This is a genomic window from Amycolatopsis sp. NPDC059235, from assembly GCF_042754125.1.
In the GTDB taxonomy this organism is placed as follows: Bacteria; Actinomycetota; Actinomycetes; order Mycobacteriales; family Pseudonocardiaceae; genus Amycolatopsis; species Amycolatopsis albidoflava.
In genome coordinates this window covers 70,117-96,044 of sequence record NZ_JBHZAG010000002.1, presented here as the reverse complement: position 1 = coordinate 96,044, position 25,928 = coordinate 70,117, and the positions used below count along the sequence as shown (strand labels likewise).

The following is a 25,928-nucleotide window of genomic DNA, read 5'->3' as shown; positions in this document are numbered from 1 at the left end:
GCGCTTCCAGCCGGAATGGTCAGCGGCGACAGTTGGGGTTGTGTCCATGACCGCGATCACAGGAGGCCCCGGACCCATGCGCTGCGAGCCGCTGTTCCGCCCGAAGTCGGTCGCCGTGGTCGGCGTTTCCGCGACCACCGCGCTGTCCTGGGGACGGATCGCGCTGGACCGGCTGCTGCGCGGCGGCTACGGCGGCGAGGTCTTCGCGATCTCCCGCGGCCCGCTCGACCTGCCCGGGGTGCGGCCGGTCGGCTCCCTCGCCGAGATCGGCTACGGCCCGGATCTCGTGGTCCTCGCGACCCCCGCGGAAACGGTCCCGGGCCTGGTCCGGCAGGCGCGCGAACTCGGCTCCGGCGCGGTCATCGTCTTCGCGGCAGGCTTCGCCGAGGGAGGCAACACCGCGCTGGAAGACGAGCTGCGCGAAGCCGCCGGAGACCTGCCGGTGCTCGGCCCGAACTGTCTCGGGGTCGTCAGCCACCCGGCCGGGGTCCAGCTGTCGACGACCGTCTTCCTCGACCGCGAACGCGTGCCGCCAGGCCCGGTCGCGATCGTCACGCAGAGCGGCGCGATGGGTTTCGTGCTCGCCGACCTGCTCGAACAGGCAGGAATCGGCTACTCCTACTACGCGAGCGTCGGGAACGAAGCCTGCCTGTCGAGCCATGAACTCGGCAGCTACCTGCTCGACCAGCCCGATGTCGAAGTCCTCGTGCTCTACCTCGAAGGCGTGCGCAACGCGGACGGTCTCCGCGAACTCGGCCGTCAGGCGCGAGCGGCGGGCAAGACGGTGGTGGCACTCGCGGTGGGCAGCAGCGCCGCCGGCCGGCAGGCCGCGCTGTCGCACACCGCGGCCGTCGCCGGTGACCATTTCCTGCTCGCGTCGCTGTGCCGTCAGGAGGGCATTCACCTGGTCACGGACGACGACCAGCTCGTGGACGCCGTGCTCTGCGCCCGCAAAGGAACGACGCTGCCGCCGGCTCCGCGGCTGGCCGTGCTGACGATGTCCGGCGGCGCGGGCGGCATCCTCGCCGACAACCTGACCGCGCTCGGCGTCCGGATTCCGCCGCTGTCCCGGACGACGCGCGCGAAGCTCGCCGAGGTCGGCGGCGTCGAGGCGGCCGACGAGAACCCGGTCGATCTCGGCGGCAACATCGACCGCTGGCTCGACCGCGTCGGCGATCTCCTCGGCGCGCTCGACGACGATCCGGAGTTGGACGGCGTCGTGCTCTACCTGACGTTCGGCGACCGGTTCCGGGAGGCTTACCACCGGCTGGCCGCGGCCGCCGCCGCGATGCGGACGCCGACGTGGTTCATCTGGGCCTGCGCCCCGCCCGGCGAGCTGGCGCATGTCGGGCGGCCGGACACAGTGCTGCCCAGCATCGGCGCCCTCGTGCGGCGGCTTCGGGTGCTGGTCCCGGACCGGGTCCCGGAACCCGCGCACCACCTGGCCGCCGACGACCGTCCAGTGTGGACTGAACTGCGGGCGATCCCGCTGCTGGAGGACGCTGGCATCGCGCACGTCGACACCGTCGCCGGGATCGATCTCGCGTCAGCGGTCCAGCAACACGGCTGGCCGGAGCCGTATGTGGTCAAGGGCGATGCCGCCGATGTGCCGCACCGGGCCCGCGCCGGGCTCGTCCGCGTCGGCGTCACGGCGGCCGAACTGCCCGCGGTGTTGGAGACGCTCCGGTCCCGGCTGGACGAGGTCTCGACCGACCCGGACCGCACGCTCGTCGTGCAACCCCTGCTGCCGCACGCCGCCGAGCTCGCCTTAGGCGCGACGCGGGATCCGTTGTACGGCACCGCAATCGTCCTCGGCGCGGGCGGCGACCGTGCCGAAGACCCCACCGCACCCCGTCGCGCGCTGCTGCTCCCGGCGACCCCGGAGCAACGGGCCGAACTGGCCGCCTGGGCGGGCGACGTCCTCGCCGCCCCGGCCCCCGCCGTCGCCGCCGCGATCGACGGGCTGATCCGCATCCTCGGCGACCACCCGGAATTCGCCGAAGCCGACCTCAACCCGCTCTGCGTCACCGGAGACGACCTGGTCGCCGTCGACGCGCTGTTCACCGAGACTCTTCAGGAGGCATCCCGTGACTGACCTGCTCGACTACGCCGACAAAGTCTGGCGAGGAGAGGCCGACACCCGCGTCTACCACACCGGCGCGCTGCGCAAAGACGGTCTGCACGAGCTGGCCGAGGGCGTCTGGATGTGGCCGGCGTTCGGCAATGTCTTCCTCTTCCCCACCGCCGACGGCCTGTTCTGCTTCGACACCGGCGAACGCCGCACCGCCAAAGACCTCTTCGGCGCGACCCGCGCCCGCACCGACGCCCCGCTGCACACCGCCGTCTACTCGCACGGACACATCGACCACGTCTTCGGCGTCGGCCCGTTCGACACCGAGGCCGAGGAACGCGGCTGGCGCCGCCCGTCCGTGCTGGCCCACGAGAACACACCGCCGCGCTTCGAGCGGTACGAACGCACCCGCGGCTACAACACGGTGATCAACCAACGCCAGTTCCAGTCGCCCGGATTCCGCTGGCCGGACCGGTACCGGCATCCGGACGTCACTTACCGCGACACCACGACGCTGCGGATCGGCGACCTCGACGTCCGGCTGAAGCACGGCCGCGGCGAGACGGACGACGCGACGATCGCGTGGCTGCCCGATCGGAAAATCCTGTGCTGCGGCGACTTTTTCATCTGGTCCTCCCCTAACCCGGGCAACCCGCAGAAGGTGCAGCGCTACGCCGCCGAGTGGGCGCAGGCGTTGCGCTGGATGGCCGGACTCGGCGCGGAACTGCTGCTGCCCGGCCACGGCGTGCCGATCGTCGGCGCCGACCGGATCCGGACCGCGCTGTCCGACACCGCGGAGTTCCTCGAAACCCTCCACGACCAGACCGTGGACGCGATGAACGCCGGCGCCACGCTCGACGAGGTCGTGCACGGCGTCACCGCGCCCGCCGAACTGCTGGCCAAGCCGTACCTGAAACCGTCGTACGACGAGCCGGAATTCGTCGTCCGCAACGTCTGGCGGCTCTACGGCGGCTGGTACGACGGCAACCCGGCCAACCTGAAACCCGCCCGCCGCGCCGACCTGTCGCGGGAACTCGCCGATCTGTCCGGCGGCTCCGACCGGCTGGCCGCGAGGGCGAGGGAACTGCTCGCCGCCGGGGAACACCGGCTGGCCGGGCACTTCGCCCAACTCGCCGTCGACGCGGCCCCGGACGACGAGACCGCGCACACCGCCCGCGCGGAAGTGTTCACCGCACTGGAAAAAGCCGCGACCTCGACGATGGCCAAGGGCGTCTACGCCTGGGCCGCCGCCGAATCCCAAGCCGTGCTCGACGGCACCGACCGCGCCGAACAACTGCGCGCCCGCACCGCGGGCCGCACCCGCTGGGCCTTCTGAGTTTTCTGAGTTTTCGGTACCACCCCGTCCGACAACGACGTTGAAATGGGGACCCCACGATGAACGCTCCCGCTCTCCCCGCCGAAACCGCCGCCCGCCGGCGCGCCCGCGGCACCAGCGCCCGCGGCTGGGTCGTCACCGGGCTGCTGCTGGTGTTCATGCTGATCAACTTCGCGGACAAGGCCGTGCTCGGGCTCGCCGCGAAGCCGCTGATGCACGATCTCGGCCTGACGCCCGAGGCGTACGGCCTGATCAGCAGCGGGTTCTACTTCCTGTTCAGCATTTCCGCGATCGTGGTCGGCTTCGTGTCGAACCGCGTGCCGACGAAGTGGATCCTGCTCGTGCTGGGCGTCGTCTGGGCGCTGACCCAGGCCCCGATGCTCGGCACCGTCGGCTTCGGCGCGGTGCTGGTCAGCCGGATCGTCCTCGGCGCGGCCGAAGGACCGGCGAATCCGCTGGCCATGCACGCGGCGTACAAGTGGTTCCCCAACGAGAAACGCGGGCTGCCCAGCGCCTTGCTGAACGCGGGGTCCGGCATCGGCGTGGCGCTGGCGTCGCCGCTGCTGACCGCGCTGATCGTCGGCTACGGGTGGCGGTGGGCGTTCTTCGCGCTGCTCGTCGTCGGACTGGTGTGGTCGTTGCTGTGGGCGATCTTCGGGCGGGAGGGGAAGGTCGCCGGGACCGCGTCCGTGCACGCGGACGAGGCCAAGACCGAAGCGGACGAACCCCGCGTGCCCTACCGCCGGATCCTGCTGAGCGGCACGTGGCTCGGCGGTTTCCTGGCCGGTTTCGCCGCGTACTGGGCGCTGTCCGTGCTGGTCGCGTGGGTGCCGCAGTACCTCGAGACGGCGTTGCACTACAGCACGGTGACCACCGGGACGCTGGTCGCGCTGCCGTGGATCGCGTCAGTCGTGTTCAACCTCGCCCAGGGCGCGCTCAGCGACCGGCTGATGCGGCGCGGAGTGTCGAGCCGGGTGGCGCGAGGGGTGCTCGGCGGCATCGCGGTGCTGGTCTCCGGTCTGGCGATGCTGCTGTTCCCGCACACCGGAGGCTGGTTCCAGATCGCGTTGCTGACCGTCGCGTTCAGCCTCGGCGGGGTCGTGTTCGCGCTCGGCGTCACGATGAACGCCGAGATCAGCCCGACCCGCCAGCGCGGCGCGGTGCTGTCCATCAGCGTCGGGCTGGTCACCACCGCCGGATTGCTCGCCCCGTACCTCACCGGGCGGCTGATCCAGGCCGCTTCGTCGCCCGGCAGCGGCTTCACGCTCGCCTTCACGATCAGCGGCCTGCTGTCCGTCGCGGGCGGCCTGCTCGCGATGTTCTTCGTCAACCCGGACCGCACCGCACGGCGGCTCGGACTCCGCTCGGATCGGATCGAGGTGGTCGGCTGATGCCTTTTCAAGACACCAAAAACCCGCTCTACGGCACCGGCGAGATCACCGAGGTCGCGCCCGGCGTCCGTTCGATCGGCTTGCAGGGCAACAGTCTGGCGGTGGAAACGGACGCGGGTCTCGTCGTGGTCGACACCGGGCCGTCTCCGGACCTCGTCGCACCGGTGCTGGACCAGCTTCGCGAGCCCGTGCGCTGGATCGTCTACAGCCACGGGCATCTCGGCTACAACTACGGCGTACCAGGGTTTTTCGACTACGCGGTCGCCCATGGCGAACGCCGCCCGACTGTCGTGGCGCACGAGAACGTCGTCCGGCGCTATCAGCGGTATCTGGAGACCGCCGGGCTGCAGAACCACATCAACACCCGGCAATTCCGCCGCCCGATGGCCGACCTCATGGCCCCGCCGCCGGTCACCTTCCCTGACCAGACCTACCGGGAAGCGATGACCCTCGCCCCGGACGTCCGGCTGCTGTGGGCGCCGTCCGAAACCGACGACGTGACCGCCGTGTGGCTGCCGTCCCAACGGGTTCTGTACGGCAGCGCGGCGGTGATCAACGGCATCCCCAACATCGGGACGCCCATGCGAACCATGCGCGACACGGTGCGGTGGGCGGATACCTTGGACCGGCTCGCCGCGTTGAACCCCGCCGTGCTGGTGCCGGAGTTCGGCCCGGTGATCCGCGAGGACCCGGTCCGGCAACTCACCATGACCGCTGCCGCGCTCCGGTGGCTGCGCGGTGCGGTCGTGGATCAGCTCAACCGAGGCCGGCGGGTGGACGACATCGTGCACGATCTCCGGTATCCGGCCGAACTGTTCGACGTGCCGTGGATGCGCGAGCACTACGGGCACCGGGAGTACATCGTCCGCGACATCGTGCGGTCGGAAACCGGCTGGTGGGACGGAAATCCGACAACTCTGCACCCGTCCCGCCCGGACGTCGCGGCCGCCGTCCGGGCTGAGGCGATCACGGACAAGCAGGCGGTGCTCGACCAGGCCGATCGGCTGCGGGCGAACGGGCGGGTGCAGGACGCGTTGCACGTCATCGACCTGCTGGCGCTCGCGCCCGGGGACGACCCGCTGGTCAAGCAGGCGCGGACGGTGAAAGAGGAGCTGTGCGCGGTGCGGGCGGCGGAGGCCAGCAGTTACGTGTCGCGAAGCTTCTACCGCAGCGGCTGGTGACGCCGCAGCGATCCGGTCGCAGTCCGCGCTCGACCGCCTGATCGGCCCAGCGCCGGGAAGGTCCGTGAGGGGAACCCTGAGGGACTCTGATTCCCTCAGGGTTCCCCTCACGGACCTTTTGCTGGGGCGTTACTGCGCGGGCAACGCCTCGGTCCACGTCAGCTCCAGCCGCTCCGGCCCCCGCTGCCGCCGCGCGCTCAGCCACGGCACCTCGGCCGCGTCGACCGCCAGCGCCAGATCCGGGAACCGGGCCAGCAGTGTGCCCAGCGCGACCTGCAGTTCCAGCCGAGCCATCTGGGCGCCAAGGCAGTGGTGCGGGCCGTGGCCGAAGCCGACGTGGTGGTTGCGCGGGCGGGCCAGGTTCAGGTCCTCTGGGCACTCGAACACCGTCGCGTCGCGGTTGGCACCGTCGACGTCGGCGAACACCGCTTCGCCCTTGCGGATCAGCTGGCCGCCGATTTCGACGTCCTCGCTGGCGATGTGCGCGAAACTGGCGCTCGCGCTGAGCGGGACGAACCGCAGCAGTTCCTCGACCGCCGACGGCATCAGGCTGGGATCCGAGCGCAGGCGGGCCAGCTGGTCCGGGTTCGTCAGCAGGGTGTAGAGCAGGTTGGAGATGTGGTTCGCGGTCGTCTCGTGCCCGACGGCCAGGATTCCGCCGGACAGGTCGATCAGCTCGCCCTCAGTCAGCCGGCCCTCGTCGTCGCGGGCCCGCACCAGCGCGCCGATCAGGTCGTCGGTCGGGGTCTCCCGGCGTTCCGCGACCAGACCGGCGATGTAACCCCACAGTTCGCGCTGCGCGGTCATGATCGCGGTGTGGTCCGAACCGTCGCCGCTGAGCATCAGCATGGTGTCGGTCCAGGTGTGCACCTTTTCGCGATCCTCTTGCGGCACCCCGAGAAGCTCGCACAGCGCGGTGATCGGCAGCGGGATCGAGAACGACGACACCAGATCCACCGGCGGACCCTGTTCGATCATCCGGTCGATCAGCCCGTCGGTGATTTCCTGGACGCGCGGGCGCAGCGTTTCCACCCGTTTCGGGGTGAACGCGGCCGCGACCAGCCGGCGCAGGCGGGAATGCATCGGCGGGTCCATCGTGATGATCGAGCTTTCGCTCTCGATCGCCTCGGTCCCGCGCGGCGCGTCCTTCCCGACGGTCAGGCTGCGCATCAGCCTGCGGTCCACCAGCACCGCCCGCACGTCCTCGTACCGCGTCGCCAGCCAGGCCTCGCCGCCGTAGGGCAACCGCACCCGGCTCATCCCCGGCTGCTCGCGCATTTCCGCGTACCGGGCGTCGACCGCCAGCGCCGACGGTGCGAACGGGTACGGGCACACTTCAGTATTCACGACGAACTCCCAAGTCCGGCAACGGTTTCCACGATCGGTTCTGCTACGGATCCCAGCCACGCCTCGACGGCCGACGCCGTGCTCTCCGCGTCCTCGGCGACGATGCTGAAATGGTCCCCGGGCACGGTTTCCACGCGGTCGGCCCGCGACCAGGTCGTCTGCCACTCCGGCCCGGCCAGGTCCCCGAAGCTGCGGGCGGAACGCAGCAGCACCGTGGGGACCTGGATGTCCGGCGGTCCCGCTGTGGCGAGAAGGCCGAGGTAGCGGCCCATGGCGGTCAGTTGCGCCCGGTCGAATCCGCCGTCGTCCTGGCGGGTCAGCACCTCCCCGGCCAGCGCGTGGACGGCCTTCTCGCCCGGGCCGCCGATCTCGTAGGTGTCCAGCAGGCACAGACCCGCCGGAGCACGCCCGGTGCCGGCCAGTTCCGCGGCGACGGCTTCGGCCAGCAGCCCGCCGGACGAATACCCCAGCAACGCGAAGGGCTCGCCCTCGGCTGCTTCGCGGGCCTGATCGGCGAGAACCGCGACGACCGTGGCGAGGTCGGCCGGAAGCGGCTCGTCCGCGGTGAAGCCGGGCAGCGACAGCACCGAGACGCGCCGGTCTTCGCGGAAGGGTGCGGCCAAGCGTCCATATTGGACGGCACCGGTCATCGCGGCGGGCGAGGGCACGCACAGCAGCACGGGACGTCGCGGCCCCTCGGCCAGCCGTACCGGCCGAGAGCGCGTGGTCGATTCGCGGAACGACGGGCGCAGGTTCGCCGCGGCACCGAGCAGGGCGACGCCTTCCGGCACCCGGCCCGCCGCCACCGCCTCGGCGAACAGCCGCGCGACCGGATCCCCTGGCGTCGGAGCAGACGATTTCTTCGGAGTGTCCGAAAAGGACTCGTTCAGGAACTCCGCCAGGTCCGCGACGGTGGGATGGTCGAACACCAGGGTCGCGCCGAGGGTCAGGCCGGTCAGCTCGGCGAGCCGGTTCCGCACTTGGACCGCGGTGAGCGAGTCGAAACCGAGGTCCGGCAGGGCACTGCCGGGTTCGAGGGCCTCGCCGTGGCCGAGCACCGCCGCGACCTGCGTACCGACCAGTTCCTCCAGCCGTTCCCTGCGTTCCGCCGGCGGCGTGCGGCGCAGCCTGCCCGCGGCCGAACCGCCGGTGCGCCGGGTCGTCCGCACGTGTCCGCGGAGCAGCGGAGGGACGTCGTCGCCGCGCCACGCGTCGAGCCGCAGCGGGGCCAGTACCGGCGCCGGGTCGGCGAGGGCCGCGTCGAGGAGGGCCAAGCCTGCTTCGGCGGTGAGGCCGCCGGTGCGTTCGCCGGTGCGTTCGTCGGAGTTCCACAGCCCCCAGGCCAGTGACTGCGCGGGCAAGCCGAGACTGCGGCGGTGCTGGGCGAGGGCGTCGAGGAACGCGTTCGCCGCCGCGTAATTCGCCTGGCCGGGCGCGCCGAGGAGGCCTGCCGCGGACGAGAACAGAACGAACCTCTCGACGTCCCCGGCCAGTTCGTGCAGGTTCCACGCGGCCGTGGCTTTGGCCTCGAACACCGCGTCGACCTGGTCCGCGGTCAGCGAGGTGAGCATCCCGTCGGCCAGCACTCCCGCCGCGTGCACGATCGCGGTGACCGGGTGCGCGGTCAGCAGCGCGGCGACGGCGGATCGGTCGGCGAGGTCGCAGACCGCCACCTCGGCCTCCGCGCCAAGCGCGGCCAGTTCCGCGGTCAGGCCGTCCCCGCCCCGTCCGGTCCGGCTCGCCAGCACCAGCTTCCGGACGCCGTGGCGGCGCACCAGGTGTTCGGCCGCCAACCGGCCGAGCTGCCCGGTCCCGCCGGTGATCAGCACCGGGCCGGGTCCCCATTCCGCGCTTTCGGCGGCTTCGACAGCGACCAGGCGCGGGGTCAGAGTCCGATCGCCACGCACGACGACGGCCGGCTCGAGGGTGGTGGCGATCAAGTCGTCGGACGGCGGCGCGTCCGTGTCCAGGTGCACGATGCGGCCCGGGTGCTCGTTCTGCGCGGAGCGGACCAATCCGGCGACCGCCGCCCCGGCCAGGTCCACCGGTTCGCCGGGCAGCCCCGCCGCGTGGCGGGTGCTCACCACGATCCGCCGATCGTCGGCGAGCGCCGTGCGCAACGCGACGAGAATCCGGTGGACTTCTTGTTGTGCCGAGGCAGCGTCGGCTCCTGGCGAAACCACCAAAGTCTGGACGTCGTCCGCTTTCCTGCGGGGAAGGACGCACTCGGTCCATTCCGGACGGAGCAACGTCCCGGAACGGGGAGCACGCCGTACGCCGGTGACCGGACGCAACGCCAGAGAGCCGATCGTAGCCACCGGATTGCCCGAGCAGTCCGAAAAGGACAGCGAAACCGTATTCTCCCCCAGCGGTTTCACGTGTACTCGAAGCTCAGAGCTGCCAGCCGACCACAAGTCCGCTTCGGACCACGAGTACGGCAGCAATGTCCCCGCATCGGCAGCCGGACCGAGACCGACAGCGTGCAGCGCCGCATCGGCAAGCCCCGGATGCAGGCCGAACTCGGCGGCGTCCAGCACTGCGGACTCCGGCAGGGCGACTTCGGTGAACACCTCGTCCCCGCGTCGCCAAGCGGTTTTCAGGCCCCGGAACAACGGCCCGTACTCGACGCCGCGTTCGGCGAGAAGCTCATACATCCCGTCGAGATCGATCTCCTCGGCCCCGGCAGGCGGCCAGTCCGGGCCGGTGGCGGGTGCCGGTCCGGCCGGAGCCAGCGCACCGTCGGCGTGCCGGACCCAAGGCGCGTCGCCGGTCTGCGCGTGAATGCTCAACGGCCGCACCCCGGCTTCATCTGCCCCGCCGACGCGGACCTGAACCCGAACCCCGGCGCCGTCGAGAACCAGCGGCGCGTGCACGGTCAGCTCGCGAACCCGCGTGGCCCCCGCCTCTTCACCGGCACGCAGGGCGAGTTCGAGGAAGCCGGTGCCCGGAAACAACACCGAGCCGCCGACAGTGTGTCCGTTCAGCCAAGGCTGCGCGGCGGTCGAAATACGGCCGTGCAGCAGGAATCCGTCGCCCTCGGCGAGCGGGACAGCGGCTCCCAGCAGCGGGTGGCCCGCCGCTTCGAGCCCGGTCGCGGACAGGTCTCCTGCCTCGTCCGAAGCGGACAGCCAGTAGCGTTCCCGCTGGAAGGGGTAAGTCGGCAGGTCCGCGAACCCCGCTGCGCGCGGCGCGAGGACCGCCGCCCAGTCCAGGGAGACACCGTCGGCGTGCAGCGCCCCGATCGCCTCGGCGATGGCGACGTCCTCCGGAACATCGCGACGCAACGCGGCGACGGCCAGCGGCGCGTCCGGCAGCAGCGCGGTGAGCGGTCCGTCCGCGCCGAGTTCGAAAAACCGGGTGACGCCTTGGCTCTCCAACGTGCGGACCGCGTCGCCGAACCGGACCGGGTTGCGGATGTTGCGCACCCAGTAGTCGGCGTCGAAGGATTCGATCGGCTCGCCGGTGACCGTGGAGACGACGGGCAGTTCCGGTGTGGCGCAGGTGACCCGCGCGGCGATCGCGCGGAACGGTTCGAGCACCGGGTCCATCAGCCGCGAATGGCAGGCCACCGAGAGCGCCAGCCGCTTGGTGCGCCGCCCCTCGGCGGAGAACCGGGCGACGACGGCCCGCACCGCCGCTTCCTCCCCGGCGACGACCACCGTTCGCGGACCGTTGACAGCAGCCACATCGACCGCTTCCCCGGCGAATTCCTCCGGATCAGCCTCGATCGCCGCCATCGCGCCGCGCGGCTGCGCCTGCATCAGCGTCGCCCGCACGACGACCAGCTCCGCCGCGTCCGCGAGCGTCAGCACTCCGGCACAATGCGCGGCCGCCAGCTCGCCGCCGGAGTGTCCACACAGGACGTCCGGCAGCAGTTGCCACGATTCGGCCAGCCGGAACAACGCGACCTCGATCGCGAACAATCCCGCTTGGCTGTACCGGAACTCGTCGAGCGGCCCGCCGATCGCCTCCCGCAGCGGACGGTCCAGATGCCGGTCGAGTTCCGCGCAAGCGGCGGCATAAGCGCTCGCGAACACCGGATACGCGGCGGCCAGTTCCGCACCCATGCCCGTCCGCTGTGACCCGGCACCGGAGAACAGGAACGCCACCGGCTCCTCGCCGCGCACCACTTTGCCCTCGCCGCGCACCGCCCTGGCGGCCGGATCGGCCAACCCCGCGAGCAGCTCTTCCCGATCGCGCGCGACGACTGTCGCGCGATGCTCCAAATGCGTGCGCCCGGTCGCGAGCGTCCAGGCGACGTCCGCCGGACGGAGATCCGGCTCGTCCCGCAGCCGCTCGGCCAGCCGTTCCGCCTGCGCCCGCAGGGCCGCCGGATCGCGCCCGCTGAGCACGACCGGCACCGCTACCCCGTCGCTCGCCACGAGTTCGGCGGGTGCCGGAGCTTCCTCCACCACGACGTGAGCGTTCGTCCCGCTCAACCCGAAACTCGACACCGCCCCGCGCCGCGGCCGAGACCCGCGCGGCCACGGCATCGCCTCGGTCAGCAGTTCGACCGCACCGGCAGACCACTCGATCCGGCTGCTGGGCGCGTCCACGTGCAATGTCTTCGGGAGCAGCTCGTGCCGCAACGCGAGCCCCAGTTTCAGCAGCCCAGCGACGCCGGACGCCGCCTGGGTGTGCCCGAGATTGGACTTCAACGACCCGAGCCGCAACGGATCCGCGCCGCCCCGGTCCGCGCCGTAGGTGGCCAGAAGCGCCTGTGCCTCAATGGGATCGCCGAGCGGCGTCGCCGTCCCGTGGGCCTCCACTACGTCGATCTGCGCCGCGGACAACCGGGCCGACGCCAGCGCCTGCCGGATCACCCGGCGCTGCGCCGGACCGTTCGGCGCGGTAATGCCGTTCGACGCGCCGTCGGAGTTGACCGCGCTGCCGCGAAGCACCGCCAGGATCGGGCGACCGGACCGGCGCGCGTCGGAAAGCCGTTGCAGCACCAGCATTACACAGCCCTCGGACCACGCCGTTCCGTCCGCGGATTCGGCGAAGCTCCGGCAGCGCGCGCCGCGGGACAACGTGCCGTCCTTGCTGAACTCGACGAACGTGCGCGGCGTCGACATCACCGTCGCCCCGCCCGCGAGCGCGAGTTCGCACTCCCCCGCGCGCAGCGCCTGCGCCGCGAGATGCACGGTGACCAGCGACGACGAGCACGCGGTGTCCACCGTGATCGCCGGCCCCTGCAACCCGAACGTGTAGGCGACCCGGCCGGACACCATCCCGGACGCGGCGAAACTGCCCGGATAGTCGTGGTACATCACGCCGGTGAACACGCCGGTCCGGCTGCCGCCCAGCGAACGCGGCGGAATCCCGGCCCGCTCCAGCGATTCCCAGCCGGTTTCGAGCAGGAGCCGCAACTGCGGGTCCATCAGCAGGGCGTCGCGGGGGCTGATCCCGAAGAGCCCGGCGTCGAAGTCTCCCGCACCGGCCAGAAACCCGCCCTCCCGCACGGAAATCGACCCCGGCCGGACCCCTTCGGGATCGTAAAGCCGCTCGACGTCCCAGCCGCGGTCGTCCGGGAACCCGCCGATCGCGTCGCCGCCGTCGGAGAGAAGCCGCCACAACTGTTCCGGCGTCTCGATCCCGCCCGGCAGCCGGCACCCAGCACCGACGACCGCGACCGGTTCCGCTCCCGCAGCCGCGGACGCGGACGCGCCGAGCAGCCGCCGGTTCTCGTCTTTGAGCCGATGATTCTCCTTCAGCGACGTACGCAATGCGGCGACCAGGTTGCGTTCAGACTCGCTCAACGGCCCCCCAGGGCTAGATGTGCGGCATGACCAGTCCGACATTACGCACCAACCGGATCACTGCCACCCCCTAGATAGTGGGCCGCCGGTCGCGCACCTGGCTGATCGGCGCGGGGATCTCCGTTTCCTCAGCCGGAATCTGACCACCCTTTCCCTTGCGAGATCTCCCTTTCCTCGACCGAAACGCCGCCGCCCCCTCCCCTCAGATACCGAGATCGACCCCTTCCTGGCGACGCTCCCCAGGCGACCTCGCCAACGGCCGCCGCAGCGTCGCGAGCTGCAACCCGAGCACCACGCCGACACCGATCGCCCTCAGCGAAACGGCCGCTTCCGCCACCGCCTCCCCGCAACCCATGGCCTCGCGTACGCGCTCCCGTCAGATCACTGCGAGATCTCCCTTTCCTCACCCGAAACGCCACCGCCCCCTCCCCTCAAACACCGAGATCGACCCCTTCCCGGCGACGCTCCCCAGGCGACCTAGCCATCGGCCGCCGCAGCGTGGCGAGTTGCAAGCCGAGCACCACGCCGACACCGATCGCCGCGGTGGACACGATCGCCTCCGCCACCGCGTCCCAAGAACCTGGGACGCGGGCGAAGACCTGAGACAGGCTCAGATACATCGCCGGTCCCGGCAGCACGGCACCCGTGAGACCAGGGATCGTGACCACCGCGGTCGGCACCTGCAAGATCCGGGCGGCCGCACCGGCGAGGATGCCGAGCACCGTCGTGGCAAGGAAAATCGAGACCGGAGTGGACAGGCCGAGCACCGATCGTCCCGTCCAGTTCACCAGTGACGTCACGAGTCCAGCCCCGCAGGCGAGCAGCCACCACCGCGCCGGGGTGCCCATCAGGATCGCGTTTCCCAGCGAACCGGCCAGCGCCGTCACCGGCACCAGGGCCAGAGGGAGCGCGGCCAGCGAAACGCGGCTGGCCTCGCCGAGGATGTCGAGGTCGTTCGCGACCGACACTACGACCATCACCCCGGTCGCGATCGCGCCGGTCAGCAGCAGAACCGTCACGATCCGCGCGGCGGCCATCAGATGGAAATCGCCGACCGCGTCCTCCACCAGCGACACCAACGACAGGATCGGCAGCAACAACACGAGATTCGCCGCCGAGAGGCTCGCTGCTTCGTGCCCGGTGAGCACACCGAGCGACAGCAGCGAAATCGCGACGACCAGCACCGTGCTCGCCTTCGCCGCGACCTGGAAGAACTCCGCGATGCCGACCGTGCTCAGCACCCATCCGACGCGGTTCGCGAAGACGAACAACCCAGCCGACACCACCGCGGCCAGCACAGTCCCGTTCGCCTGCAGGCAAATCATCGCCGCGAGCAGGCACCCGCCGAGCAAACTCACGTACCACGGCCACGTCGGCCCGGCCTGAGCGAGGATTCCGGCGTCACGCTCGGCCTCGGCGGGCGAAATCGTACCGGCGCCCGCGCGGACCGCGAGCGCCTCCAGGTCTCCCATCCGGCCGATGTCGCGCGCGTCGTTCGCCTGCACGCTCCCGAACAAAACCAGCGGTTCCGCCTCGCCGCCGGGACAGTATTGGAGGTGAATTGCCCGTACTCCCACCGAAATCCGCAGATCCTCGACGCCGCCCGCGAGCGCCAGCCCGCGCACCGTGCGCACGATCACCGCCGTTTCGAGTCCCTGCCTGAACATCTGCATCGCCACGTCGAGCGCGAAGCTCAGCACCCTTCGCGCTTGTTCGCGCTCGTCCTTTGCCATGAACCGCACTTTAAGGAGCCGCCCAGACAAAAATGCGCCCGCGAACGCGTCGCTCGCGAGGCTTCGCCCGATCGTGGCACGCCGACGCCCGCAGCCTTTGTTCCAGCCACCGGAACCCCTCCGGACAGCCTCTTGCGCGTCCGGCCAGGATGGCCACACTTCTGAGTGAACCGCCGCGATACCTGTGACACGGCCCACATCTGAACCGATACACCGTCTGCCGTGCCTTCGCACCGCGAGCCGAACAGCGCGTCCGAGACCTGGGGGAACCGCCCGTGATCACTGCCGCAGAACTCTTTGTCCGGCAGGCATTCCGGCGACCAGCGGAGGGAACGACCGCGCCGGAGCCCGTGGTCGCGCTGCTCGGGCCGAAGGGCGCGGGCAAGAGCACCGCGCTGAAGGCGATCGCCAAAGCCTGCGGCGGCACGCTCGTGCACGCCCGGCTCGATTTCCGGGACGCCCGCGTCGCCGATCCGATTTCCGCCGTCGCCTGCGTTTCCTTCCTGCTGGCGCGGCACTGGGACAATCTGCCGCGCGACCCGACCTTCCACCGCGTCGGGCTTTCCTTGCTGGCACTGAACGAAACCCTGCCGCCGGACAGCGACGCCGCCCGCGAGTACGTGCTTCAGCTCGTCGGAAGCTACCTTCGCCAGGAGGACGACGAGCGGGTCGCGGACCTGGCCGGCGCGGCGGTCCAGTTCGCCCTGTCGCTGTCCGGGATCGGGGCGCAGGTGCCGGGACCCGCGGTCCGGCAAGCGGTCAGCAGCGGAATCGGCGCCCTGCTGCGACTCGCGAACCGACGACGGCGAAGCGTGCGGCAGGCGCTGAGATGGTTCAGCGGATTGCTGGAGGGAACCGGCGCGATCGACTCGCTGATCGCGCTGAGCCAACGCAGTTCGGATCCGCTCCCGCACGTGATGAACGCGTTCCTGACCGATTTGTCGCGCAGTGCCGACCAGTGGACGACGCCGGTACGGCGATGCCGCTGCCTGACCCCGCACGGGCAGCACGGCCCGCACGAGCACGCCTGGGCCTTGTTGATCGACAACGTCGACGCCACGCCCGCCGGCCGCGCATTCCTGACTGCCTTCGTGAGCGCACGGCAGAATCGGTTGCCCAAGCGCGATCCGCTGCTGGTAGTCGCGGCGATGGACCGATGGTCGGCCGATTGGGGCCATTGGTGGCGGGAACCGTGGCGGACGAAAGCGGACCGCCCGGACAAGCGCCCGATCCCCCTGCTGTCCCAGGCCGATTTCAAGCAGTGGACCCAGCATCTGGCCGCCGGCCAAGCGGGCTCGGCCCGGGCCTGGTATCCCGTCTGGCTGGACCCGCCCGGCCCCGAAGTGCTTCGCGAACTCGCCCCGACCACTCCAGACGGCTGGGACCCGGCCGTCTTCGCCAAGTTCGTCGAGCGGCTCTCCGGCAGCCTGCCCGCCGCCGCGCAGGAGATCGGCCGCTGGGTCACCGAACTGCCGGCAGACACCGCGCTGCTCGCGCGCTCGTTGCTGTTCCAGCAGCACAACGGAACCACGCTGTGGGAACGCGCGCTGAAGTCCTACCTGCCGAGGCCGCTGCTGGCGGACGCACTGCACGTCCTCATTCCGCAGGCGGTCGCGGTGGCGGCCCAGCTCCGACAGCCCGGGCAGGGGGCCAAGTTGAGCCCCGTCGCCTTTCCCGGTGCCAACCAGATCCTGAGCGCACTGCGCGAAAACCTCTGGGTCAGCACCTTCGCCGCCCGCCCTTCGCGACTGTGGCCGGTCGCCGCCCCCGGGCAGGAGCATCCCGCGGTCCTGCATCCGTGGCTGCTCGCTTGCCTGATGGCGGGCCTGCACGCGCAGAGCGCCTCCGACCGGCACGCCGTGACGACGACGTGGGCCGACGTGTTCAGCGCGATGGCGGCCACGTGCGCCGGGCCGAGCGGCGACGCGGACCTGGCCCGGCGGTTGTACTACCACCTCGCCTGCGACAACTTCGAAAAGGCAGTCGGGGAGCTGGTGGGGCAGTTCGCCGAACTCGAGCACCCGGACTGGGTCAGGCTCCTGGACCAGGTGACCGCCGCCCCGTGCCGGTGGCCCGCGCTCGAGCCGGTCGACGACATCGTCGCGCGGCTCGTGCCGGACGCGCGGCCGGGGCGGGAATCGGCCGAAGCCGCGATCAGCTGCATCGTGGCCCTGCTCTGGCTGTACCACGACGCGCACACCCTGCCGGACCCGGCGCGGGATCAGCGGATCCGCCAGAGCTTCTTGCGGCTGGCCAGCAACTATTCGGCCCGGGTGGACACGGACGCGCTCATCGACGCCGCCGAACGATTCGACAGCCGGTAAGCCGCCACTTCTGCGACAGGAGCGCGATGAGCACCATGAAAAGAATCCTGCGCTGGTTCACCGAGAAGTTCCCGAAGCTGGCCAACTGGGTGCTGCGCCGGCCGGTGCTGGCCACCGGCTTCGCCACCCTGACGGTGGTCGTCCTGGTCGTCGCGGGCTTCCTCGTGCCCCCGCTGTTCGCCCGATGCGGGGCAGGCATGTTCGCGGACGCGAGCGACGCGTGCGTCGGCATCAACCTGGACAGCTCGCAGTTCCGGAGGGACGAACCCGAGCACATGCGGGACCTGGAAAAGACGATCCGGGCCAACAACGAAGCCGTGACCGGCAACTACGTGTCGGTGGTGCTGTTCCAGGACATGTCGCCGAACGAGGGCGTCGACACCAGGCTCTACCCCGACCTGTATCCCGACATCGAGGGCGCGATCGCGGGCGTGTGGCGAGCCAACCACACCGCCGCGTTCCAGGGCAGCGTGCCGAAGGTGAAGCTGTTCCTGGCCAGCATGGGCAGCCAGTACGCGAGCTGGTCCGAGGCCGCGGACAAGATCTCCGAGCACGCGGCCGCCCAGCACGTGGTCGCGGTGCTCGGGCTCGGGCAGAGCCTGGACAACACCCGTGCGGCGGCGGCGAAACTGACCGGCCAGGCCCGTCTTCCGGTGATCGGCGCGACGGTCACCGGCGACACCATGAACCTGACTCCAGAAGGCAAGCTCAACACCGGTTTCTTCCGCACCTCGCCCACGAACACCCACTCCGTGGCGGCCGCCGCCCGCTACATCGCGAGCATCGAGCCGGATCCGTCGCGGGTCGCGATCGTGCAGGACAACATCCCCGGCGACGACTACACCCAGACGCTCGGCGCGATGGCCGTCAAGGAAATGCCCGCCGCGCACCGGTTCCCGTTCACGTCGCCGGGCGCACTGCCCGCCGACGTCTCGCGCAGCGACCCGCTGCTCACCCAATTCGCTTATCTGGACCAGAATCTCTGCTCGGTCGCGCCGACGGTCGTCTACTTCACCGGCCGCGGCACCGATCTCGGACCGTTCGTGCAGTCCTGGACGCAGGGGAACACCCCGTGCGTCAACGGGAAACTGACGGTCGTCACCGGTGACGACGGCGGCTCCGCGATCAACGAGGCCAGCCTCCGCGACGCCGTCCGCGGCGGCCACGTCCGGGTGCTGTTCACCTCGCTGGCGAGCCCCGACGAATGGGGTCCGTGCAACGGCTCCGCGGAACAGGCCGCCTACAACACTTTCCAGGCGGTCTTCACCGGCAAACCCGGCACCTGCGACGGCCAGCCGGTCCGCGCGGACGACGGCGCCGCCCCGCTGAGCTTCTCCGTCGCCGACCTGGGCAGCGGCGAAGGCATCCTCACCCACGACGCCGTGATGGTCGCCGTGACCGCCGCCCGCCGCGCCGCGAACGGCAACGCCGACACGGTCGTGCGCGCGCCCCTCTCGCAGATCGGGTTCATCGAGGAAATGCGCTGCCAGAACGCCGTCCACGGGGCGAGCGGCACCATCCAGTTCAGCCCGGATCAGGCACAGTACGGCAACCCGGTGGAGAAGCCGTTCCCGGTCGTGGAGATCAGGGCCGACGGGTCCACTGCGACCGTCTGGAACAAGGCGGTCACGTCTGCGGTGCCGAAGCCGTCTTGCTGACGCCCCGGGCGTTCAGCCAGCCACGGTAGCGACGCAAGGCACCTTGCTGCAGAACGGTTTCCTTCACCAGCGCCAGCTTCGGATTCGTCCGCAACCGCGGCGCACGACCCGCGCCCAACCGTCGCAGCTGGCGGCGCACCCGGGCCATCCCCGCCGCGGACGCCAGCGCTTTGTCCTTGATCGCCACCGGCTCGAGCTCCACAGCGGCGTCCTCGCCGTGCAGCCACTTCTTCGGCAGGTCCGGATCCACCGCGAGCGCGGTCCCCATCCCAGCCAGGTCGATACCGCCCGCCAGCACCTGCTCGGCGACCGACCGCCGGACGATGCCGCCGGTCAGCATCAACGGCAGCGGGCTGGTCCGGGCGAGTTCTTCCGCCAGCGTCAGGAAGTACGCCTCCCTCGCCAACGTGCGCTCGTCAGCAGACCGGCCCGACATCGCCGGGCTTTCGTAGCTGCCGCCGGACAGTTCGACCACGTCGACGCCGAGCGGTGCCAGCATTTCGATGACCCGGCCAGCATCCGCGGCATCGAATCCGCCGCGCTGAAAATCGGCCGAGTTCAGCTTCACCGCGACAGTGAAATCCGACGACACCCCAGCACGCACGGCGCGCACGATGTCGAGCAGCAACCGCGCGCGGTTGGCCAAACTGCCGCCCCACTCGTCGGTGCGCGTGTTGACCAGCGGCGAAAGGAACTGCGACAGCAGATATCCGTGCGCGGCGTGGATCTCGACACCGTCGAACCCGGCTTCCTCGGCACGACGCGCGGTTTCGGCGAAGCGCGCGACCGTCTGTCCAATGTGGTCAGAGGTCATCGCGGCCGGCCGGGCGAACCGCTTGCTCTGCTTGCCGAGGTCCACTTTGGCCTCCGACGGGCCCCACGCGACGCCGGGCAGGTTCGCCATGACCTGGCGGCCGGGGTGGTTGATCTGCATCCACACCCGCGCGCCGCCGCTCTTGGCCGCGTCCGCCCACGCGCGGAACGGCTCCAGCGGCGACCGCTCGTCCAGGACGATGCCCGCCGGCCCGGTCATCGCTTCGGCGTGCACCATCACATTGCCGGTGACCAGCAGCCCGGCGCCGCCCTCGCTCCAGCGGCGGTAGAGGCGGCGGATCGGCTCGCCGGGCACCTGCCCGGGGCCGGCCATGTTCTCCTCCATGGCCGCTTTGACGAGCCGGTTGGCCAGCGCCGGCCCGTGGGCGGGCGCGAACGGCGCGAACAGGGGCGAGGCAGTCATGATTCCTTCGATCCGTGCGGTATGTTTGCAGTGCTCACATGAGAGTAGGAGGCGATGTAAGCGGTGTCAACTTCCTCGAAGGACGGCTACCATCACGGCGATCTGCGGGCAACCCTGCTGACGACCGCGATGGAGATGCTCGAACAGGGCGAGCAGTTCTCCCTGCGCGCCGTCGCACGGAAAGCAGGCGTCTCGCCGACCGCCCCATACCGGCACTTCGCCGACCGCGACGCCCTGGAATCCGCCCTGGCCGCCCAAGGCCTGCGCGACCTGAACGAAGACCTGACCCAGGGCGACGCGATGCCGGCCACAGTCGCCGAACTGGCCGAACTGGGCGTCGCGTATGTCGACTTCGCCCTGCGCCGCTCGGCGTTGTTCCGGCTCATGTTCGGCAACGCCTGCGACGACACGAACGACGACCGCGTCCAGGCCGCCGCCGCGGTGCACGAAACGCTCGCGCGCGCCGTCGCCGCCGTGTTCCCCGAAGCCGACCTGGCCGCCATCACCATCGCGGGCTGGGGAATGGTGCACGGACTGGCCAGCCTGCACCTCGACGGCAAGCTCGCCGGCGACTCCCCCGACGACGTCGCCAAGCAGGTCCGCGCGTCCTTCGCCGCGGTGTTCGCCGCCCGGACAGGCGAGTGACGACCCCGGTGTTGACAGTGCTCACATCGAGGCTTACCGTCATGTAAGCACTGCACACATGACGCGACGGGAGCGACCCTGATGGCATCGACCGGAACCGTGGACGTCGACCTGGGCGGTCGCCTCGTCACCGTGCCCCAGGGCGGCCTGTTCGACCGCTACCGGATGGACACCGACCTCGACGAGGTGGCCCGCGACCCCCGCGTCAGCGGCGTCGAGTTCTTCCGCGGCCTGCCGAAGACGAGGGCCGAATCGCCGATCGGCCCCACCCTGACGCCGAACTTCTACTACCGGATGTCCTCGGCCCGCCTCACCATGCTCGCCCGTTCCCGCGCGATCCGCGCCCGGCTGCCGGAGCAACTGGCCCCGCTGGAGGTCGCGCCCGGCCTGGGCCTGGTATCGGTGATGTTCTTCCGCTACGACGTGTGCGACATCGACTTCTACACCGAGGCCGCGGTCGGCGTCGCGGTCCGGCCCGCGCGGCACGGCAAGCTCGGGTTCGTCGACCTGCTCGCCGCACTGAAAAACGACCACCTCGACACGTTCGTCCTGTCGCTGCCGGTCAACACCGCCATCGCACAGGTCCGCGGCCACGACGGCTACGGCTTCCCGAAGTGGGTCACCGAACTGGACGTCGACATCGACGCCGACCGCACCGCCGCACGCGTCGCCAACGACGACGGCGGCACCGATCTGACGCTGTCCGCGCCCACCCCCGCGCAGACCAGGCACCCCAGCGGCGAACGCGTTTCGACCCTCACCTCGTACACGACGATCAACGGCGCCTGGCACTCGACGTTCAGCCAGACCAACGCCCTGTCGTCCGGCAGCGCGTCTTTCCCGCGCACCGTCGACCTACGCCTCGGCCAGGGCCGGATGAGCGACGACCTGCGCTCGCTCAAGCCGACTCGCCCGGTCCGGTTCGACGTGCTCGCCGAGGGGCAGCTCGCGCTCCACCTGCCGGTCCCGTACTCGGTTCCCCAGCAAGGAGTTTCGCGATGACCAAGGTTCTGCAGGTGCTGTCCGCCGCCCGGGTCTGGACGCTGAAGGACGGCACCGAGCACCCGACCGGATTCTGGGCCGAGGAGTTCGTCGTCCCCTACACGCTGTTCACCGAAGCGGGCTGGGACGTCACCGTCGCCACCCCCGGCGGCAAGCAGCCCGTGGTCGACAACCTCAGCCTCGGCGTCAAAGGCGGCGTTCTTCCGCGCACCGCCAAGAAACTCAAGGCCGAACTCGACCGCCTCTCCCCTGTGCTGGCCCAGCCCGCTGATCTGTCCGAAGTGGACCCGGACGAGTACGACGTCGTCTTCTACTCCGGCGGCCACGGTCCGATGGAAGACCTCGCCGTCGACCCGGTTTCCGGTGCGTTGCTGGCCAAACGGCTCTCGTCGGCCCGGCCGCTCGCGCTGCTGTGCCACGCGCCCGCCGCCGCGCTGGCCGCGAAGAACCCGGACGGGACGTGGCCGTTCGCCGGGTACCGGATGACCGGGCTTTCCAACGTCGAGGAACGGTTCAACCCGTTCGCGTGGAAAGCCAAATGGCTGCTGGAAGACCGGTTGAAGGAGGCAGGCGCGGACTACACCGCCGGACTTCCGTTGAAGTCTCACGTCGTCGTCGACCGCGGCCTGTACACCGGCCAGAACCCCGGTTCCTCGGCCGCGCTCGCGCGGCGGATCATCGCCGACGTCTCCGGCGCATAGCGCAAATGACGCCACGCCTTACGCTCATAGGCTGATTGTGCTCACCCGTCCCCGCGCGCAACGATACCCGGACCGCTTCGCGAGGCGCACCACAAAGCGATAATTCCGGACAGAGACGGACGGATTTCCGATGAGAAAATCACGGTTCAGATCGCTGCTGGCCGCGGCGGGCGGCGCATTGCTCGCATTCCTGCTCATTTCCCCCGCCGCATCCGCCGCATCCGCCGCCCCCGCCGTATCCGCCGTATCCGCGGTGCCCGCCGAGACCGCCTCGCCCGCGACCGTCGGCGACCTCGGCGGCATGCTGCTCCGCGAGTTCTGCCAAGCGAACGGGTTCGCGGACGTCACGCGGCGCGCCGACGTCTGGTTCTGCATCGGGAACCACAAAATCGACACGGCGGTGCCGTTGACGGCCGCCTGCCGGTGGCAATTCTCCGACCTCGTGCGGGCCGGATTCACCGTGACCAACAACGGCGGCCGGTGCTGGGCCAATCCGTCCGCGTACGCCGACGTCGGCGGAATCGCGGTCAACCAATACTGCAACTCCCTCGGCTATTCCGACGCGAGCGTCGGCGACAATGTCGCGTCCTGGCGGTGCGTCGGGCACGGAACGTCGGTCCCCATCGACTTCCACGCCGCCTGCCGCTGGCAGAATCCGGCCTGGGTCGCCAAAGGGTTCAGTCTGGTGTCCTATTTCAACAATTACGGAGACCGCTTCGGGATCCGGTGCCTCGCCCTGTCGCGCTAGCTAGACCTCCGCGCGGAGCCAGCTCGCCGCCGGGGCCTCAGCCGCCTCGACGGCGAGCCGGACCAGGTCCGGGTTGTACCGCGCGAGCAGATAGAACGCCCGGCCCGCCATCACCAGGCTGTCCAGCGACTCCAGCCCGCGGTCCATCGCCGCCAGTTCCAGCTCCGCCCTGGCGACTCCCCACCGCCCGGCGAACAGGTCGAGGATCTTCTCGTGCGCCAGGTCGTTGACGTCCCGGTCCTGTCCCTCGGCGAACACCCGGTCGTTGACCTCCCACGCCAGCCGCACGAGCCGCCGCGCGTCCTCCCACGACGGCTTCTCGCGCAGTTCCCGAAGCGGCAGTTCCTCCCACGTCAGACCCGGATTCACCCGGAAACTGCGCACGAGGAACGTGCGGAGCCGCTCCGCCGGGGCCAGGGTTTCCTGCTCCGCCGGGGTCAGCCATTGCGCCGCGAGAAACCCCAGCCGCTCCGGCTCGGCGGGAAGCCGGTACAGGCCCCGGTGTTCGCCGTGCCGCAAAGCGACCTCGGCGTCGTCATCCCCTGGCTCCGTGCCGCATTCGCCGGCGCACTTCGCCGCCAGGGCACGGAAAATCACCTTTCGGTGAAACTCCGGATAGTCGGCGGCGAACAGCTGACAGGCCCGCAGCGCGCCGAGGTCGCCCTGGTGCGGCGAGTCCCCGATCTCCAGCCCCAGCGCCGCCGTCTGCCACAGATAGAGAAAGGAAGTCCGGTTCACCGCCGGCGGGTCGAGCCGGGTCGGCCGTTCTCGCCGCAACGCGTCCACCAGCAGGATCGCGTCCGAACGCTTGGGGTCCAGCCGATGCGCGACGCAGTACCGGCCGATCTCCCGGGCGAGTTTCGGGTCGATTCCCGCTTCCCGGCCGGCCGCCGCGAGTCCGCCGTAGGACCGTCGGCCGAAGGGCCAGCAGGCCAGGACAGCGACCAGCCGGGCAACGGTCTCGCTGTCGCACACCCCGGCCGCCACCGCTTGGGAGAAGGTCGCGCGCATGCATACCAAAGGTTCCGAGAGCGGCCGGTAGTTCTCTTCCGGCGTGCTGTGCAGCAGGGTCACCTCGTCGTCCGCTTCCAGCCTGCCGTCGCGGTAGTCCGCGTAGATCCGGCCGATGCCCTCCATGCCGAAGACGTCCAGTTCGGCGGCCCGGAGCGCGCCCATGCTGGCCGCGCCGAGCACCCGCACCCCTTCGCTCAGCAGCGCCAGGATTTCCTTGTGCCGCACCGTGCCGACCTGGTGGAAGTAGCCGTCGACGATGCCGACCGCGTCCCCGGCGGCCAGCGACAGCCGGGGCAGATCGCCCGCGGCCACCGGCGGCAGCACCTCGATGTCCGAGCCCCGCGCCAGCTCGGCGGCGTCCGGCAGGCTCGGACCGGCGAAAAGAATACGACGGGGCATGGGCGTCCGTTCGGGGTCAATGGTGCTGGAAGGAGGTTCCCGGGCAGACGACGTGCGCCACCGGGATCGCGAGGTCCGGCTGGGTCAGGTCGACATACAGCGGGGCGTGCCCGGTCACCCGCTCGACTCGCGCGGCGACGTCCCGCACTTCACCGGCCAACGTGGCCAGCGGGGCCGATTCGATGTCGGCGAACGGAATCGCCGGGCCGTCGTGCGCGGTGAAGGGCGGCGAATCCGACGAACGCCGGACGCCGAAGACGCGTGCCTCCCGGTACGGGGCCTTGCCGATGTCGTCGCGCGCCCCGGCGATCGCTGTCGCGCGGGACTGCGCGGCTTCGGTCAGCGCGCGCGACAACGCGACCGCCGCGTCCAGATGAGCGCCGGAACCGGTGAAGGTCGCGGGGAACGCGTCGCTCCAGATGAGGACGTCGAAAGCCGGGATGCCGAACGGATTCGGCAGGAAGCTCATCTCGACGTGCACCTTCGCCGCCCGGTATTTCTCCAGCAGCGCCACCAGCCCGGCGTTCCCGATGGTTTCCGGGTGGACCAGCAACGACTGTTCCCCGGCGGCCCGGCGCGCCATCGAGTCGCGTTCGACCACCTCGTACATCCCGTGCAGCAACGCTTCGTCCAGGGTGTTCCCGCTGGCCAGGCCGTTGCTGCTGATCCGGAACAACGGCGGGAGCCAGCGCTCGTCGAACCGGAAGTCGAGCGTGATCAGCTCGACCGGCACCAGCGACGTGCCGCTGCCGTCGACCTGCCGCGCCGTCCGCCAAGCCAAGCGCGTGTCCGGATTGAGGTAATGCCGGGCGGCGAGGGCGAGTTCGTCGACGCGGTATCCGATGAACCGTTCCGCCTCGCCGACCGCGGCCGTCTCGGTCGGGAATGCCAGCGGATGTTCCGCGTGCCAGAGCTCGACGCCCTCCATCACTCCGGACACCCGGGCGAGCGCGGCGCTGACGCCCTTGCCCTGGGAAACCGAGAGGGTCAGCGCGTTCGGCCGCATCGCTTGGAACACCGGGATCCCGATCTCGTCGAGCCAGGTGACGTCGGCGACCCGGGTGATGCCGAGCCGCGGCAGTTTCGGCTTGATCCACTCCCACGTCTCCTCCGGCCGCCGGCTCCGGTGCGTTCCGTCGAACACCACCTTGGCCGGGCCCGGGTCCGCGGCCGCCTGCTGGGTCATCCTCGCCTCGTTTCTTCCGCGCCGATCGGGCTGGCGGCGCGCACCGCCAGCCCGACCCCGGTCAGCAGCCGCAGAGTTCGCTGCTCTCGGCCACGCCCTCGGCGAACGGGGACTGGAAGGTCGAGATCTTTTCCGAGCGGACGCCCGCCAGGTCGGCTTCCAGTTCGGCGGCCGTGGGCAGCACGATTTCGTTCAT

18 protein-coding genes are annotated in these 25,928 nt (G+C 70.5%); 10 read left to right on the top strand and 8 right to left on the bottom strand.

Annotation, left to right across the window (positions count from 1 at the left end):
• The first annotated feature begins 46 nt into the window (after window positions 1-46).
• The 4 genes from ACFXI3_RS01785 to ACFXI3_RS01770 are packed head-to-tail and all read left to right on the top strand — an operon-like array spanning window position 47 to window position 5,979.
• The gene (locus ACFXI3_RS01785) at window positions 47-2,095 is read left to right on the top strand and encodes an acetate--CoA ligase family protein (protein ID WP_378397423.1); all 2,049 of its coding nucleotides are present in this window, start codon (window positions 47-49) and stop codon (window positions 2,093-2,095) included.
• The gene (locus ACFXI3_RS01780; RefSeq protein WP_378397422.1) at window positions 2,088-3,407 is read left to right on the top strand and encodes an alkyl sulfatase dimerization domain-containing protein; all 1,320 of its coding nucleotides are present in this window, start codon (window positions 2,088-2,090) and stop codon (window positions 3,405-3,407) included. Before ACFXI3_RS01785 ends, ACFXI3_RS01780 begins: the two co-directional genes overlap by 8 nt.
• Window positions 3,408-3,466: 59 nt before the next feature.
• Complete coding sequence (locus ACFXI3_RS01775) at window positions 3,467-4,798, top strand: MFS transporter (protein ID WP_378397421.1); 1,332 nt, start codon at window positions 3,467-3,469, stop codon at window positions 4,796-4,798.
• Entirely contained in the window at window positions 4,798-5,979 is a 1,182-nt protein-coding gene (locus tag ACFXI3_RS01770; RefSeq protein ID WP_378397420.1) for an alkyl sulfatase dimerization domain-containing protein, read from the top strand. The genes ACFXI3_RS01775 and ACFXI3_RS01770 overlap by 1 nt, the downstream gene beginning before the upstream one ends.
• Window positions 5,980-6,108: 129 nt before the next feature.
• Here ACFXI3_RS01770 and ACFXI3_RS01765 read toward each other — a convergent pair whose 3' ends face one another.
• The 4 genes from ACFXI3_RS01765 to ACFXI3_RS01750 all read right to left on the bottom strand — a co-directional run bounded on the left by ACFXI3_RS01765 (window position 6,109) and on the right by ACFXI3_RS01750 (window position 14,818).
• A complete protein-coding gene (locus ACFXI3_RS01765; protein ID WP_378397418.1) occupies window positions 6,109-7,326 on the bottom strand; it encodes a cytochrome P450 in 1,218 nt (405 codons plus the stop codon).
• On the bottom strand, window positions 7,323-13,085 hold the full coding sequence (locus ACFXI3_RS01760) for an SDR family NAD(P)-dependent oxidoreductase (protein ID WP_378397417.1): 5,763 nt from the start codon (window positions 13,083-13,085) through the stop codon (window positions 7,323-7,325). The genes ACFXI3_RS01765 and ACFXI3_RS01760 overlap by 4 nt, the downstream gene beginning before the upstream one ends.
• Window positions 13,086-13,287: 202 nt before the next feature.
• Window positions 13,288-13,422: a hypothetical protein gene (locus ACFXI3_RS01755; RefSeq protein ID WP_378397416.1), complete on the bottom strand. Its 135-nt coding sequence runs from the start codon at window positions 13,420-13,422 to the stop codon at window positions 13,288-13,290.
• 94 nt (window positions 13,423-13,516) lie between these two features.
• Window positions 13,517-14,818 carry a threonine/serine exporter family protein gene (locus ACFXI3_RS01750; RefSeq protein ID WP_378397415.1) on the bottom strand — a complete coding sequence of 434 codons (1,302 nt, stop codon included), beginning with the start codon at window positions 14,816-14,818 and terminating at the stop codon, window positions 13,517-13,519.
• A 275-nt stretch (window positions 14,819-15,093) separates the two neighbouring features.
• Between ACFXI3_RS01750 and ACFXI3_RS01745 the strand changes: the two genes are divergently transcribed.
• A complete protein-coding gene (locus ACFXI3_RS01745) occupies window positions 15,094-17,142 on the top strand; it encodes a hypothetical protein (protein ID WP_378397413.1) in 2,049 nt (682 codons plus the stop codon).
• Between the two features lie 26 nt (window positions 17,143-17,168).
• On the top strand, window positions 17,169-18,800 hold the full coding sequence (locus ACFXI3_RS01740; protein ID WP_378397411.1) for an ABC transporter substrate-binding protein: 1,632 nt from the start codon (window positions 17,169-17,171) through the stop codon (window positions 18,798-18,800).
• Here ACFXI3_RS01740 and ACFXI3_RS01735 read toward each other — a convergent pair.
• Window positions 18,769-20,037 (bottom strand): NADH:flavin oxidoreductase/NADH oxidase family protein, encoded by a 1,269-nt coding sequence (locus ACFXI3_RS01735; protein ID WP_378397410.1) that lies wholly within the window; start codon window positions 20,035-20,037, stop codon window positions 18,769-18,771. The two genes, ACFXI3_RS01740 and ACFXI3_RS01735, sit on opposite strands and share 32 nt — an antisense overlap.
• A 63-nt stretch (window positions 20,038-20,100) precedes the next feature.
• Between ACFXI3_RS01735 and ACFXI3_RS01730 the strand changes: the two genes are divergently transcribed.
• The 4 genes from ACFXI3_RS01730 (at window position 20,101) to ACFXI3_RS01715 (ending at window position 23,133) form a co-directional block, all read left to right on the top strand.
• Window positions 20,101-20,682, top strand: a complete 582-nt coding sequence (locus tag ACFXI3_RS01730) for a TetR/AcrR family transcriptional regulator (RefSeq protein WP_378397409.1) — start codon at window positions 20,101-20,103, stop codon at window positions 20,680-20,682.
• Between the two features lie 81 nt (window positions 20,683-20,763).
• The gene (locus ACFXI3_RS01725) at window positions 20,764-21,684 is read left to right on the top strand and encodes an acetoacetate decarboxylase family protein (RefSeq protein ID WP_378397408.1); all 921 of its coding nucleotides are present in this window, start codon (window positions 20,764-20,766) and stop codon (window positions 21,682-21,684) included.
• Window positions 21,681-22,385, top strand: coding sequence for a type 1 glutamine amidotransferase domain-containing protein (locus tag ACFXI3_RS01720; RefSeq protein ID WP_378397407.1), 705 nt, complete (start codon window positions 21,681-21,683; stop codon window positions 22,383-22,385). The genes ACFXI3_RS01725 and ACFXI3_RS01720 overlap by 4 nt, the downstream gene beginning before the upstream one ends.
• 130 nt (window positions 22,386-22,515) lie before the next feature.
• On the top strand, window positions 22,516-23,133 hold the full coding sequence (locus ACFXI3_RS01715) for a hypothetical protein (protein WP_378397406.1): 618 nt from the start codon (window positions 22,516-22,518) through the stop codon (window positions 23,131-23,133).
• Here the strand turns inward: ACFXI3_RS01715 and ACFXI3_RS01710 are convergent, their stop codons facing one another.
• From ACFXI3_RS01710 to ACFXI3_RS01700, 3 genes are all read right to left on the bottom strand, one after another.
• Window positions 23,134-24,546 (bottom strand): TfuA-like protein, encoded by a 1,413-nt coding sequence (locus tag ACFXI3_RS01710; RefSeq protein ID WP_378397405.1) that lies wholly within the window; start codon window positions 24,544-24,546, stop codon window positions 23,134-23,136.
• Between the two features lie 16 nt (window positions 24,547-24,562).
• On the bottom strand, window positions 24,563-25,732 hold the full coding sequence (locus ACFXI3_RS01705; RefSeq protein ID WP_378397404.1) for a YcaO-like family protein: 1,170 nt from the start codon (window positions 25,730-25,732) through the stop codon (window positions 24,563-24,565).
• A 61-nt stretch (window positions 25,733-25,793) separates the two neighbouring features.
• Window positions 25,794-25,928: a hypothetical protein gene (locus ACFXI3_RS01700; RefSeq protein WP_344276375.1), complete on the bottom strand. Its 135-nt coding sequence runs from the start codon at window positions 25,926-25,928 to the stop codon at window positions 25,794-25,796.